At 69.4% G+C, this 14,574-nt stretch carries 5 protein-coding genes; all 5 read right to left on the bottom strand.

The annotated features are described in order from the left end of the window. Positions 1 to 18: 18 nt before the first annotated feature. Complete coding sequence (locus tag OG947_RS14565; protein ID WP_328812142.1) at positions 19 to 8,694, bottom strand: non-ribosomal peptide synthetase; 8,676 nt, start codon at positions 8,692 to 8,694, stop codon at positions 19 to 21. Between the two features lie 625 nt (positions 8,695 to 9,319). Continuing rightward, positions 9,320 to 10,825, bottom strand: a complete 1,506-nt coding sequence (locus tag OG947_RS14560; RefSeq protein WP_328811240.1) for an amidohydrolase — start codon at positions 10,823 to 10,825, stop codon at positions 9,320 to 9,322. A gap of 26 nt (positions 10,826 to 10,851) precedes the next feature. Then, the gene (eutC, locus tag OG947_RS14555; RefSeq protein WP_328811239.1) at positions 10,852 to 11,577 is read right to left on the bottom strand and encodes an ethanolamine ammonia-lyase subunit EutC; all 726 of its coding nucleotides are present in this window, start codon (positions 11,575 to 11,577) and stop codon (positions 10,852 to 10,854) included. Continuing rightward, positions 11,574 to 12,986, bottom strand: a complete 1,413-nt coding sequence (locus tag OG947_RS14550) for an ethanolamine ammonia-lyase subunit EutB (RefSeq protein WP_056441800.1) — start codon at positions 12,984 to 12,986, stop codon at positions 11,574 to 11,576. The genes eutC and OG947_RS14550 overlap by 4 nt, the downstream gene beginning before the upstream one ends. Continuing rightward, positions 12,983 to 14,413 (bottom strand): ethanolamine permease, encoded by a 1,431-nt coding sequence (gene eat, locus OG947_RS14545; protein WP_222649740.1) that lies wholly within the window; start codon positions 14,411 to 14,413, stop codon positions 12,983 to 12,985. The genes OG947_RS14550 and eat overlap by 4 nt, the downstream gene beginning before the upstream one ends. Between the last annotated feature and the right edge of the window lie 161 nt (positions 14,414 to 14,574).

Genomic DNA, 14,574 nt, shown 5'->3' with positions numbered 1-14,574 from the left:
TGGTGTGGACGGATCCCGTCATGAGCTCCGCATGGCGAGTCCGATACCCGTCGAGGTCAACGGCACGACGTCGATCTCGGTGCCGTCGGCGAAGCCGTCGCACGACTCGCTGTCGCCCCGGCCCGCGTCGGTGACCACCACGGCGAGATCCTCGAACTCCCCGGCGTCCACCGCCGACAGGTCCGACGGGGTGGCGAACAGGTGCGTCACCCACTGATCGAGCAGCACGTCCGTCAGCGACTCCGCCGCACTGTCCTGCACCAGCACAGCGGCGCCCGCGACACCGGCGACCAGCGCCCGCAGCGCCTGCGACACGGTCGAGACCGCCGCCGTCGCGAACAACCGGGACTCGTAGTCCACGGCGAGTCGATCGAGTTCGGCGGACACGATGCCGGAGAGCTCGTCGAACGTGAGCACGCCGACCGAGCCCGTCCCGGTCGGCAGGACCAGCGCCGGATCGGCTCCGTTCTGCGGGCGTGCCCGATCCGCGTACGTGACGGGGCGCGCGGAGAACTGCGCCACGTCGTCGGCGGCGTCGTCCACCGACAGGATCAGCGGCGCCCGACTCCCGTTGCGGGATGCGCCGGACAGCACGATCACGTCGGGTGCGACTCGGCCGATGTCCAACGCCGCGCCTGCCTTGAGGATCCCCCACCACAGGGCCAGGGTGTCCGTGTCGAGGCCGGAGTCGCCGGACCGGACCGCGACCGTCGACCCGGCACCGACTCCTGCCCCCGCGAGCCAGCGCGCCAGGCGGTTGGAACGAGCGTCGAGGTCGGCGTAGCTGACCTCGTTCTCGCCGATCACGACGGCGGGGGCGTCCGGATCCGATTCCACGGCCGACGCGAACGACGTGACCACCGACGGTCCCGAGTACGCCGCGGGAGTCGTGGGCTCCACCACGGGCGCCGCGGTGACCACCTCGGCGAGCGGCAGATCGGCGACGACGCGCGTGGGTTCGGTGACCCCGGCCCGCAGCACCGACGCCAGATGCCGGCCGAAGGTCTCCACCGTCTCCTCGTCGAACAGCTCGGTCGAGTACGTGAACATCATCGTCATGTCGCCGCCCGGCTTCCGCGAGCCGTCGTCGTCGACCGTGAGCAACAGATCGAAGTTGGCGGGCTCGAACGGATTCTCCAGTTCGGACACGGTGATCTCGGGCAGCTCCACCCGCGCCGGCGTGATGTTGCGGAACGCCAGTGCGGTCTGGAAGAGCGGCGGCACCGATCCCGTGCGCTGCGGCGCGACGGCGTCGACGACGGTCTCGAACGGCACCTCCGAGTGCGCGAACGCGTCGACGTCCACGCGACGGGCTGCGGCCACCAGTTCGGCGAAGCTCAGATCCTCGTCGACCCGCAGACGCAGGGCCACCGTGTTGACGAGCATGCCGACCAGGTTGTCGAGCGCCGGATCTCCGCGGCCCGCGAGAGCGGTGCCGATCGCGATGTCCGTCGATCCGGACAGGCGGGAGAGGACGACGGCGAGTGCCGCGTGCACCACCATGAATCGCGTCGCGTTGTGGTCGCGCGCCAGTGCCTCCACCCGGTCCGCCGCGAACCCGTCCACGGCGAAGTGGACGGACGCACCCTCGCGGGTGGGCGACGCCGGCCGCTCCCGGTCACGCGGCAGGTCCAGCTCCGGGGGCAGGCCGTCGAGAGCCTGCTTCCAGTAGGCGATCTGGGCGGACGCGACCGACTCGGCGTCGCGGGGCGAGCCGATGACGTCGCGCTGCCACACCGCGTAGTCGGCGTACTGGACGGGGAGCGGAGCCCACGCGGGGTCGACGCCCTCGGTGCGTGCGAGGTAGGCGGTGACGAGGTCGCGGGTCAGCGCCACGCGGCTCACGCCGTCCGCGGCGATGTGGTGCACGACGATCGCGAGCACGGCCTCGGTGGAGACCTCCGGGTCACGGAAGACCGCGAGCCGCAGCGGGACCGCCGTGGTGACGTCGAAGCCGCTCGTCGCGAGAGCGACGAACTCGTCGATCCAGCGCGCGGACGGAACGTCCTCCACCGCGAGCTCGACGCCCGCCTCGTCGACGGTGAGGATCTCCTGCCGCGGTACGCCGTCCGTGTGGGGATAGACGGTGCGGAGGATCTCGTGCCGCGTCACGAGGTCGTGCACGGCCCGGCGCAGGGCGTCGAGATCGAGACGGCCCTCGAGTCGAATGCCCAACGGCAGGTTGTACATCGGCGACGACGGGTCGAGCCGGTTGCTCAGCCACATACGCTGCTGTGCGAGTGCCAGCGGGATCACGTCGGGACGGGGACCGGCGACGAGCGCGGGTCGATCGGAGGCACCGAGCTCGGCGACGACCGCCGCGAGTCGGGCGACGGTGGTCGCGTCGAACACGGCGCGGACCGGAACGTGCACGCCCAGTTCGGTACCGATGCGGGACGCGACCTGCGTCGCGACGAGCGAGTTGCCGCCGAGTCCGAAGAAGTCGTCGTCCAGGCCGACGGGCGTGACGTCGAGGATGTCCTCGAAGACCCCCGCGATCGCCTTCTCCACCCGCGTCTCGGGTGCGCGGTACGTGCGATCGGAGTCCTCGGTGACCTCGGGCAGCGCCTTGCGGTCGAGCTTGCCGTTCACGGTCAGCGGCAGACGGTCCAGCTCGACGATGCGCGCGGGAACCATGTACGCCGGCAACAGCGAGGCGACGTGTTCGGTGACTGCCGCCGCGTCGACCGTGGAGCCCGATTCGGGCACCACGAACGCGACCAGCACGTCGCCGGCCGGACGCCGCACCACCGACGCCGCGGCCCCCGCGACACCGGGCGTGGACGCCACCACGGTCTCGATCTCGCCCAGTTCCACGCGGAAACCGCGGATCTGGACCTGCGCGTCCGCACGTGCGAGGTACTCCAGTGCACCGTCGCGGTTCCACCGCACGACGTCACCGGATCGGTACATCCGCTGACCGGCCAGGTACGGGTTGGCCACGAACCGGGTGGCGTTCAGGTCGGGGCGACCGACGTAGCCCTGTGCCAACTGATCACCCAGGACGTAGAGCTCACCGGGAACTCCGACGGGCACGGGCCGCAGGGCGTCGTCGAGCACGATGCCGCCGAGCCCAGGGACGGGAACGCCGATCACACTGCCCTGGGCCGCGGCCGCGAATGCCGCCGTCAGCTCCTGGTAGGTGACGTGCACCGTCGTCTCGGTGATGCCGTACATGTTCACGAGGCGGGGACTGTCGTCCGCGTGCCGCGCGTACCAGCGCTGCAGCTGCGACAGATCCAGCGCCTCACCGCCGAAGACGACGTGGCGCAGGGACAGCTCGGTGCCCGCCCGATCGCGCTCGGCCTCGGCGAGTTGGTAGAACGCCGACGGTGTCTGGTTGAGCACCGTCACGCCCCGGTCGGCGAGCATGTCCAGGAAGTCGCCCGGCGAGCGCGCGGTCCAGTGGTCCACCACGACGACGCTGCCGCCCGTGGTGAGCGCGCCCCACAACTCCCACACCGAGAAGTCGAAGGCGTAGGAGTGGAACATCGTCCAGACGTCGTCGGGTCCGAAGCCGAAGTACTGCTCGGTGTTCGTCAGCAACGTCACCACGTTGGTGTGCGGGATCGCGACACCCTTCGGGTTCCCGGTGGATCCGGAGGTGTAGATGATGTACGCGACGTCGTCCGGCCGTGCCATGGGCAGCAGCGCGGTGGACCCCGCCTCCGAATCCGATTCCGGCGCAACCACATCGGTGTCCACGACGACGGTCAGGCCGTCGCGGCGCACCTGGTCCTCGAGCCGAGCGGAGACCACGGCGAAGCGCGCACCGGAGTCGGCGACGACGTAGTCGACACGGTCACCGGGATACTCCGGGTCGATCGGCACGTAGGTCGCGCCGGCCCGCATGACGGAGAACAGCACGGCGACCAGATCCACCGATCGGTCGCACACCACCGCGACCCGATCGCCGGACCGCACCCCCATCGCGTACAGCCTCGCTGCAGCAGCGCGCGAACGAGAGTCCAACTCCCCGTACGTGATCGAGACCTCGCCGAACCGCACCGCACTCGCCTCGGGGTGGCTCGCCGCGTGATCGAGCACCCGCGAGACGATGGTGTCGTCACCCACGGGACGGCCCTCGGACACGCGCTGGATCGACCTCTCGGCGACCACGCGGTCACTGGCGTCGAGCACGTCGATGTCGGCGACCGACACGGTGGGATCGTCGACGATCGTGGTCAGCACCTGGACGAACCGGCGCGTGATCGCCTCGATGGTCGAGGCGTCGAACAGTGTCGACGCGTACGAGAAGGTGGCCGGCATACCGGCGGGACGGCCCGCGTCGTCGGTGCGATCGGTCATGGTCAGCTGCAGATCGAACTTGACCACCTGCAGGTCGAGATCGACCGTGGACAGGCGCAGTCCGGTGAGTTCCACCGTCGAGTGACCCATGTTCTCGAACGCCAGCATCACCTGGAAGATCGGGTGACGCGACTCCGACCGCGCCGGGGACAGCACCTCCACGAGACGCTCGAACGGCACGTCACTGTTGGCGAACGCCTGCAGGTCGCGTTCGCGGACGTGGTCCAGCAGCGCGTCGAACGGCTGGCGACTGCCCACGGTGGTGCGCAGCGCCAAGGTGTTCACGAACATGCCGACGAGGTCGTCGATCGCCGCGTCGCCGCGTCCCGCGACCGGGGTACCGATGACGATGTCGTCGGTAGAACTGATCTTGGCGAGCGTCACGGCCAGCGCCGCGTGCACCACCATGAAGAGCGTGGTGCGGTGGCGCCCGGCCAGGTCGATCATCTTCGCGTGGAGCTCGGCATCGATCTCGAACGCGTGCGCTCCGCCGCTGAGCGACGACCGGGACGGACGGGCCCGGTCGATCGGGAGCGGCAGCAGATCCGGTGCGTCGCGCAGGGTCTCGACCCAGTAGCGCTCCTGCTGCGCGATGAGCGACGTGGGATCGTCCTCGGACCCCAGCACCTCCCGCTGCCACAACGTGTAGTCGACGTACTGCACGGGCAGTGGGGTCCACGTGGGCGCGTAGAACGCGATGCGGGCGCTGTAGGCCGCCATCAGGTCGCGCGCGAGGGGTGTCAGGGATGCACCGTCGGCGGAGATGTGATGCACCACGATGGCCAGCACGTGGTCGGTCTCGCTGATCTGGAACAGGCGACCGACCAGCGGGACGTGCTCCGTGACCTGGAAGGTGGTCATCGCGAAGGAGATCAGCACGCCGTGCAGATCCTCCGCGTCGACCGGCACGGGTGTCAGGTCCGGCACCACGGCCTCGGGATCGTGGACGACCTGGACCGGTCCGTTCTCGGTGTCCGGGTAGGAAGTCCGCAGCGCCTCGTGGCGGTCGACGACGTCCATGATCGCGACCTGCAGCGCGGCGATGTCCAGATCACCCTCGAGGCGCAGGGCCAACGGGATGTTGTAGGCGACCGACGACGGGTCGAACTGATTGAGGAACCACATGCGGCGCTGCGCGAGCGACAGCGGCACCTGCCCGGTCCGCTCGCGGGGCACCAGCGGCGTGCGGGTCTCGCCGTGGCCACCCTGCTGCAGTCGGGACGCGAGCGACTCGACGGTGGGTGCCTCGAACAACGTGCGCACCGAGACCTGTGTCCCCAGTGCGGCACCCAGACGGGAGACGGCGCGCGTCGCGATGAGCGAGTTGCCGCCGAGAGCGAAGAAGTCGTCGTCGAGTCCGACCCGGTCGACACCCATCAGTTGCGTGAAGACGGATGCCACGATCTCCTCGACGACGGTGGTCGGGGCGCGGAACTCGCGCGTCGCGAGCACCGGCTCGGGCAGCCGCCGGTGGTCGATCTTGCCGTTGACGGTGACGGGCAGGCGGTCCAGGACCACGACGGCGGCAGGGATCATGTGCGACGGAAGATGCTGCGCCGCATGGCGTAGCAGTTCGGTGTGCTCGAGCGTCGTGTCCGGACGCAGCACGACGTACGCCGCGAGCACCGTGGCCCCGGACGACTGCCGGTGCGCCACGGTGACGGCGGTACGGACGCTGGGATGCTCGGCGAGCACCGCGTCGATCTCGCCCAGTTCGATGCGGAAGCCGCGGATCTTCACCTGCGAGTCGGCGCGACCGACGTAGACGATGTCGCCGTCCTCGGTCCACCGGACCAGGTCACCGGTGCGGTACATGCGCCCGCCCGGCTCGGCCCACGGTCCGGCCACGAAGCGCGTGGCGGTGAGCGCGAAGCGATTGGCGTACCCGCGGGCGAGGTCCACACCGGCGAGATACAGCTCACCCACGACACCCACGGGAACGGGCCGGAGCCTGTTGTCCAACACCACCTGTCGCGTTCCTCGGATGGGCGACCCGATGGTCACGGGAGCACCGGGCACCAGTGGATCGGAGATCGATCCGATCATCGTGGTCTCGGTGGGGCCGTAGGCGTTCCGCAGCGCGGTGCGCGGAGCCCAGCGTGCCGCCACCTCGGACGGCAAAGCCTCACCGGCGCTGATGATCGACTCGATCTGCTCGAGACCGTCCGGGTCCAACGATCCCAACGCGGCCGGCGTGATGACGACGTGCGTGACGTTCTTCTCGCGGATGTAGTCCGCGAGTTCCTCTCCGCCGAACACCCCCGACGGAGCGAGAGCCAGAGTCGTCGCCGACGAGAGCGCCATCAGCTGCTCGAAGATGGACGCGTCGAAACTCGGCGACGCGACACCGAGGACGACCGACTTCGTCGACACCCCGTACGAGACGGTCATCTCGCCGATGATGTTCGACAGTCCGTCGTGGCCGACGGTGACGCCCTTCGGCAAGCCGGTGGATCCCGAGGTGTAGATCATCCACGCAGCGGTGAACGGTCGGACCGGAGCCGATCGCTCGGCGTCGGTGATGCGGGCGGGCGAGCAGACCTCGAGGTCGCCGCACAGCTCGTCGTCGTCGACGACGAGCCAGTCGATCGTGTCCGGCAGGTCCGCGACGTGTCGTCGGGTGGTCACGCCGATCCGGGCGCCCGAGTCCCCGAGCATGTGCACGATGCGCTCGAGCGGATACGCCGGGTCGATGGGCAGGAAGGCGCCGCCCGACGCCACGATCGACCACGTCGCGTGGATCATCTCGACCGATCGACCGAGTGCGACCGCGACGACGCTCTCCGGTCCGACGCCCCGCGAGATCAGCAGCCGGGCCAGGCGGTTGGAGCGCGCGTCGAGCTCTGCGTACGTGACCGATTCCGACCCGCACGTGACGGCCACCGTGTCCGGCGCGGCGTCGACGGCGCGGGCGATGATGTCGCCGAAAGTGACCTGCGGGAAGCTCTCGCCGCCCAGTGCGGGGACGAAACGCCGCCGCTCGTCGTCGGTCAGCACCTCGAGCGACCCGAGCGGTGCGTCGGGCTCGGCATCGATCAGCGCATCGAGGAAGCGCACGAAGCGGGCACGATGCGCGTTCAGCTGGTCCTGCGTGTACCGCAGCGGGTTCGCCTCGAAGTCGATCCGCAGTTCGCGGCTGTCCGCACCGGGATAGATGTTCAGCGCCAGGTCCTCGACCGGACCCGTGGTCAGGACGTTGTACGAGCCGTTGAGGTCGCCGAGCCGCAGCTCGTCGTGGAACAGCATGATGTTGATCGACGGGCCGAACAGTCCGCGTTGGGTCGCCGACTCGCCGCTGTCGCGACGAATGTCCTCGTGGCGGTAGCGCTGCCGGCGCAGGGCGCCGGTGAGTTCGAGCTGGGCGCGGGACGCGGACTCGGCGACCGTGCAGCTCGGCGGGAGTGCGAGACGCAGCGGGACGACGTTGGAGACCATGCCGCCCGAGCGACGCATGGCCGCCGTCGTGCGCGCCGAGACCGGCAGGCTCAGGACCGTGTCCTCGGCCCCCGTCATGCGGGAGACGAACGCGGCGAAGGCGGCGACCACGAACGGTGCCGACGCGGTGCCGAGTTCGGTGACCCGCCGGTCGAGGCGCTCGGCGAGGTCGGTGGAGACGAAGCCACCGGCGATGAGCGCGGGCGACGTCGGCGGAGCGGTGACGGCCGAGAGGGACGGCGGATCCGGGAGGCTGCGCACTCTCTCCGCCCAGTACGCGGCGTCCTTCTCGAAGCGGTCCGACGAGCGGTACTTGGCGTCGTCGACATAGAGATCGTTCAGATCGACGGCCTTGGAGGGTTCGGGCTCCCTGCCCTCCACCGCTGCCGTGTACAGCGCAGCGGTGCGCTGGATCATCGTCATCGCGCCGAAACCGTCGAGCGCGACGTGATGGATTCGGGAGTACCAGAACCACCGCTCGTCGCTCAACTGCAGCACGTGGGACACCACGAGGCGGTCGACGAGCATGTCCACCGGCGTGCTGTACTCGCGCGTCATCCAGTCCATCGCCGCGGCTTCCGGGTCGGACTCGGAGCGCAGGTCGAAGTAGGAGATGTGATCACGCATGCTGAGGTCCACGTACTGGAACGGCTCGCCGTCCACCTCGGCCAGACGCAGATAGCCCGATCCGAACTCGCGGCCCGCCCGGTCCAGCGCGTACTCGAGACGGTCGAGGTCGAGGCTTCCGTTCAGCTCGACGTAGTGCGCGATCGCGATCGGCACGTCCCCGGCCAACTGCTGCGCGAACCAGATGCCGCGCTGTGCTCCCGACAGCGGGAACGCGCCCTCGGGCAGCACTCCCGCCGAGCTCACCTGCGTCTCGCTCGTCACCGTCTCGTCGGAGCGGTCGTCGTCAGCCGGTCCGCCGTCGAACCGTGCACCGTCATCCACTCGTCTACTCCCCGTGATCTCTCGCGACACCGTGCTCGCGCACCGCGCCCCGGCCGACCGAGCCCACCGTCGTGAACGGTGGCAGGACAGCGATTCCCCCGATTCGCGATCCGTACCCGGCGCTGTGCCCGTCGATTCGCCCGTGGGCGTCGTGCTCCACTTCCACCTCATTCCTTACCGGAATGCGGGCGCCACTCGTTACGTCGCTGATCAGTGACGATGAATCGACGTGGTCGATGACAGTCCTTTCGTTGGCAAGCAGCCCTCCATGCTAGTCGACCACGTCGGGTACGACCCAACGCGCTCGCCGCGCAACGCGAGAAAAGGGTGTGTGAGCAGGGACGACGCCCTCGGAACACGGTCCCCACCCCCGTCACGAGGAATGGCACGAAAACGGTCGACGATCCCGTTTCCGGAGGGATTGTCGGACTTTCCACCGAACAGGCGCCGCCCGTGGCCCACCGACGCGCCGAATGCGGCCCGCGACGCTCCCGGCGGCGTCGACCGGGCGTGGAACATGCACCCACACCGCGAGACTGTTGTCACACATCGACACTACCGCCGGGTAGCGACACTGGTCGGGTTGCTCGGCCACCGCGTGTGTCTCCGACACGGTGGCGAAGGCTCAGGACACGTGGGTCGCGCGCCCACCGCTGATCGTGGCGATCACCGGAACGGACCGCAGGTCGGCGTTCGACAGGACGTACGGGGACTCGGCGAGCACGACGAGATCGGCGGCGGATCCGACGTCGACACCTGCGCGCCCACCCGATGCCGCCCGCAGTGCGACGTCCATCGGCACCGCCTCGCCCGGATGCCAGGACGGTCGCTCGTCGTCGGTGCGGAACACGGCGTCGGCGACGGCCGACCGCGGATCGGGCGGGGAGACGGGAGCGTCGGACCCGAACTGCAGCAGCGCGCCGTGGCGGTGCAGCGAGTGGTAGCCGTACGCGATCGATCGTCGGCCGGACCACAGCACGTCGGCGACGTCGCGGTCGGTCACCGCGTGCTGAGGCTGGACAGAGGCGACGACGCCCAGCGCCGCGAACCGGTCCAGGTCTTCCGGGCGGACCTGCTGCGCGTGCTCGACGCGTCCACCGACGACGGGGAGAGCACCCGAGTCCATGAGCGCGCGCACGGTCTCGAAGGCGTCGAGCACGACGGTGTTGGCGCGGTCACCGATGGCGTGCACCGCGGCGGCGATCCCACCGCCCGCCGCGCGCGAGATCAATCGCACCAGCTCCGGATGGTCGACGAGCAGCAGCCCGTGTGCCTCGGCGTCGTGCGTCGCCGGCGCCGCGTGCCCCGCGTCGGGATAGGGGTCGTGGCAGCAGGCCGTCCGCGTGTTGAGCGACCCGTCGGCCATGATCTTCAGCGGCCCCATGCGGAGCATGCGGCCCGTGTCCGCGGCGACGTCGCCGGTCCGGTGTCCGGCCGCCAGAGTCTCGTCGAGCCACGTCGGCCACGTCGACGCGCTCACCCGCACCGCCGGACGACCGGAGGCGAAGCGCCGCGTCCACGCGGTGAGGTTGTCGTCGAACTCGAAGTCGAGGACCTCGGTCACGCCCCGCGCGGCGAGATCCTCGGTCGCCTCGCACACGTACTCGTCGAGCACGCCCGTACCGACACGCGCGTCGACGGCACTCGCGATCGCGATGGCGTCGTGATCGCGGAAGACACCGGTGGGGTGATCGACCGCGAGCTCGCGCAGCAACGCCGGGGAGAGCCAGACGGTGTGCAGATCCATGCTCGTCACCGCGACGGACACACCCGGCAGCGCGGCCTCGAGCATGTCCTTGTGCGGTGCGTCCGGCCAGAGGGCACCCCGGAAGCCCTGTGCACGAACGTCGCCGGTGAGGCCCGACGCCACCAGCAGGTCGACGAGGTGCCGTGCACTGGTGGCCGCGCCGACGTCCAGTCGGCGGCGCGCGAGTGCCCACTGCGCCATGTGCAGGTGCCCGTCGACGAACCCGGGCAGCACCACTCCCCCGCGCCCGTCGACGACGGTCTCGGCGGAGGCGGGAGTCAGGCGCTCCCCGGGTGCCGAGATCTCGCTCACCAGGTCGTCGACGATGCGGACGTCCGAGAGGTCGTCCCGCGCGGGATCGACGCGCACACGTTGCAGCAGCACGATGTCAGACCCTAACGGTGCGCGGGTCAGGTCAGTTCGCGAGAGGAGTCCTTGAGATCGACGCCGGACCGCCCGAGCGTGCGCGCACCCGCGACCAACGATGCCGTCACCCGCGCCGCATGGTCGTAGTGCATGCCGCCGGGCGGGTGAATGTTCGAGATGCAGTTGCGCTCGGAGTCGTTGCGGCCCGGCTTCGGACCGTGCGTCAGGTAGATGCCGAGGCTGTCCGCCACCGACAGGCCGGGACGCTCGCCGATGACGACGATCAGCGTGGACACCCCGAGCGCAGCGCCCACGTGGTCACCCAGCGCCACCCTGGCCTGGGTCGCGATCACCGGAGGCGCGATCGTGAACGTACCCAGCGACTCCTTCAGCGCAGCGAGCAATCCTGCGCCGTGATCCATCAGTGCGCGCGGGGAGAGCCCGTCGCACAACACGATTCCGATGTCCGCGTCGACCGTGTCGACACCGGACAGGTCGTCGGGTTGCCGTCCCAGATCGGGACGACGCAGATACTCGCTGCGGGTGGACGCCTTGCTGGACACGACCACCGGATCCCCGAGTCCGACAGTCGCGATCTCCCGAGCGAAGCTGTCGGTGTCGAGCGGCATGTGGACAGCGTCCCGCGCCGCGGCGTGGGCGGCCCGGAACTCGAGCACCCGCGTCGTCGGAAGGGCGTCCCCCGCCCGGCCGAGCCCGATGCGCGCCTGCGTCGTCACGCGCAGGTCGGTCCAGAAGTCCGGTGTGCTCATGCCGGCGTCGTCAGTGCTCGCAGCGGCGACGACGCGGCGTCGACGGGCAGGACCCGCCCCGCGTCGTCGGTCATCCCCAGCCGGTGCATCCACGCCTCGAACTCGGGAGCGGGCTTGAGGCCCAACACCTGCCGGACGTAGAGGGCATCGTGGAAGGACAGGCTCTGGTAGCCGAGCATGATGTCGTCGGCACCCGGCACGGCGATGACGAAGGCAGCGCCCGCGGCACCGAGCAGCGTCAACAACGTGTCCATGTCGTCCTGGTCCGCTTCGGCATGGTTGGTGTAGCAGACGTCGACACCCATGGGCAGGCCGAGAATCTTGCCGCAGAAGTGGTCCTCGAGGCCGGCGCGGATGATCTGCTTGCCGTCGTAGAGGTACTCGGGTCCGATGAAGCCCACGACGGTGTTAACCAACAGCGGATCGAGCGCCCGCGCCAACCCGTACGCGCGGGTCTCGAGCGTCTGCTGATCGACCGGCTTGCCCCCGGTACCGACGTGCGAGTTCGCGGACAGCGCCGAACCCTGGCCCGTCTCCAGGTACATGACGTTGTTCCCGACGGTGCCGCGGTGCAACGACTTTCCCGCCTCGTTCGCCTCGAGGAGCATCGGCACCGTCACCCCGAAACTGGAGTTCGCCCCCTCCGTTCCGGCGATGGACTGGAACACGAGATCCACCGGGACACCCTTGCCGATGAGATCCACGGTGGTGGTGACGTGGGACAGCACGCACGACTGCACCGGGATCTCGAAACGCTGCCGGATCTCGTCCAGCAGGTACAGCAGATCCGCTGTCGCGGCGGGTGAATCGGTGGCCGGGTTGATGCCGATGACGGCGTCGCCCGAGCCCATCAGCAGACCGTCGAGCGTCGCCGCGGCGATACCGTGCGGGTCGTCCGTCGGATGATTGGGCTGCAGCCGGGTTGCCATCGTTCCGGGCAGACCGATGGTGGTGCGGAACGCCGAGATCACCGTCGCCGCCCGCGCCACCGCGATGAGATCCTGGTTGCGCATGATCTTGCTCGTCGCGGCCACCATCTCCGGGGTGAGCCCCGGCGCGACCTCCCGCAGTGTCCGGGCGCTGTCGGGTTCCGCTGCGACCGTGAGCAACCAGTCCCGCAGACCGCCCACCGTCAGATGCGAGACAGCGTCGAATGCCTGCGCGTCATGGCTGTCGATGATGAGGCGGGTGACCTCGTCGCTCTCGTACGGCACCACCTGCTCGTCGAGGAACGTCTGCAGCGGGAGATCCGCCAGAACCCAGGCGGCGGCGGCACGTTCGGCGTCCGACTCCGCCGCGCAGCCTGCGAGTTGATCGCCCGATCGCGCCGGGGTGGCCTTCGCCATGACCTCGACGAGACCGTCGAAGGTGTAGGTCGATCCCGAGATCTGCTGGTGGTAGGTGCTCACCCGAGTTCGTCCTCGGCAGCGGCGAGCGCCGCGAACTCCTCGTCCGGAGAATTGGCCACCAGGTGATGGCGGCTGTAGACGCCGAAGTAGACCATGAAGAGCGCGAAGACGACCAGGCACCACAGCGCCGCCTGGCTGTCCACGAGGAACGTCGCGATCACGGCGAAGGCCGCGATGACGAGCGCGAATCCGGTCGTGACCGTGCCGCCCGGGGTGCGGTACGGGCGCGGCATGTCGGGCTCGCGGCGACGCAGCACGATGTGGCTCACCATCATCAGAACGTAGCTCAGCGCTGCCCCGAAGACGGCCATGTTCAACAACATCGAGCCCTTGCCGGTGAACGTCAGGGCGAAGCCGATGACGCCGGGCACGATCAGTGCCAGCGTCGGCGCCTTCCGGCTGTTGACCACCGACATGGACTTCGGCAGGTAGCCGGCGCGGCTCAGCGCGAACAGCTGCCGGGAGTAGGCGTACATGATGGAGAAGAAGCTGGCGATCAGACCGGCGAGGCCGATGTAGTTGACCACCGTCGCGGCGCCGCTGTCGCCGAGCGCCTCCACCAACGGGTTGCCCGACGCCTGCATCGCGTCGGCTCCGCCGGCGCCCGTCACGAGGATCAGCATGGCGGTGGCGGTCACCAGCAGCACCGCCATGGCGGCGATGATGCCGCGTGGCACGTTGCGCGCCGGATCCTTCGCTTCCTCGGCCGCGAGCGGCACGCCCTCGATCGCGAGGAAGAACCAGATCGCGAACGGCACCGCGGCCCAGATCCCCAGGTACCCCATCGGCAGGAAACTCGAGGCGCCCGCGGCATCCGTCGGGGCAATGTCGGTGAGGTTGGAGGCGTCGAACTGGAAGATCGCGGCGACAGCGAAGATGACGAGGCCTACGAGAGCGATGCCGGTGATGACGAACATGACCTTCAGCGCTTCACCGACACCGGCGAGGTGCACGCCGATGAAGATGGCGTAGACGGCGAGGTACACCCACCACCCGTCGGTGATCCCGAACAGGCCGAGCGACTCGACGTAGGCGCCGATGAAGGTCGCGATGGCCGCGGGGGCGATGGCATACTCGATGAGAATGGCTGTGCCGGTGGCGAATCCGCCCCACGGTCCGAGCGCGCGCCGGGCGAACGTGTATCCGCCGCCCGCTGCCGGGAGCGCAGACGACATCTCCGCCATGCCCAGCACCATCGCCAGGTACATGCCGGCGATCAGGATGCCCGCGATCAGCAGACCACCGAACCCACCCTGCTCGAGCCCGAAGTTCCATCCCGAATAGTCACCCGAGATGACGTAGCTGACGCCCAGCCCGGCCAGCAGCACCCACCCCGCGCTGCCGGTCTTGAGCGTGCGCTTGGCCAGGTAGTCGGACGATTCTGCCTGAGAATCGGACGCCACGGGGCGCGGTTCCTTCACGGCCATGGGTGAGCCTCTTTCGGAGTGTGAGCGGGTGGTGAGGTGAGGCTAGGACTGCCGTGTTGCGGGGACGTTGCGATTGTTTTTCCACTGGACGGTGCGCTGACCCGCGGTAACCGCGGCCCCGCGCACCCGGCGGAACCAGGAGAGCCGACGCGGCCGTCCAA

Origin of the sequence: Rhodococcus sp. NBC_00297 (assembly GCF_036173065.1) — a bacterium.
Taxonomy (GTDB): domain Bacteria; phylum Actinomycetota; class Actinomycetes; order Mycobacteriales; family Mycobacteriaceae; genus Rhodococcoides.
The sequence above is the reverse complement of the archived record's forward strand: the minus strand, read 5'-3'. Positions and strand labels throughout refer to the sequence as shown.

Excerpts from the sequence above, each read along its gene's own strand:
- eutC (WP_328811239.1), bottom strand. The coding sequence starts at position 11,577 with ATGAGCACACCGGACTTCTGGACCGACCTGCGCGTGACGACGCAGGCG.
- eat (WP_222649740.1), bottom strand. The coding sequence starts at position 14,413 with ATGGCCGTGAAGGAACCGCGCCCCGTGGCGTCCGATTCTCAGGCAGAA.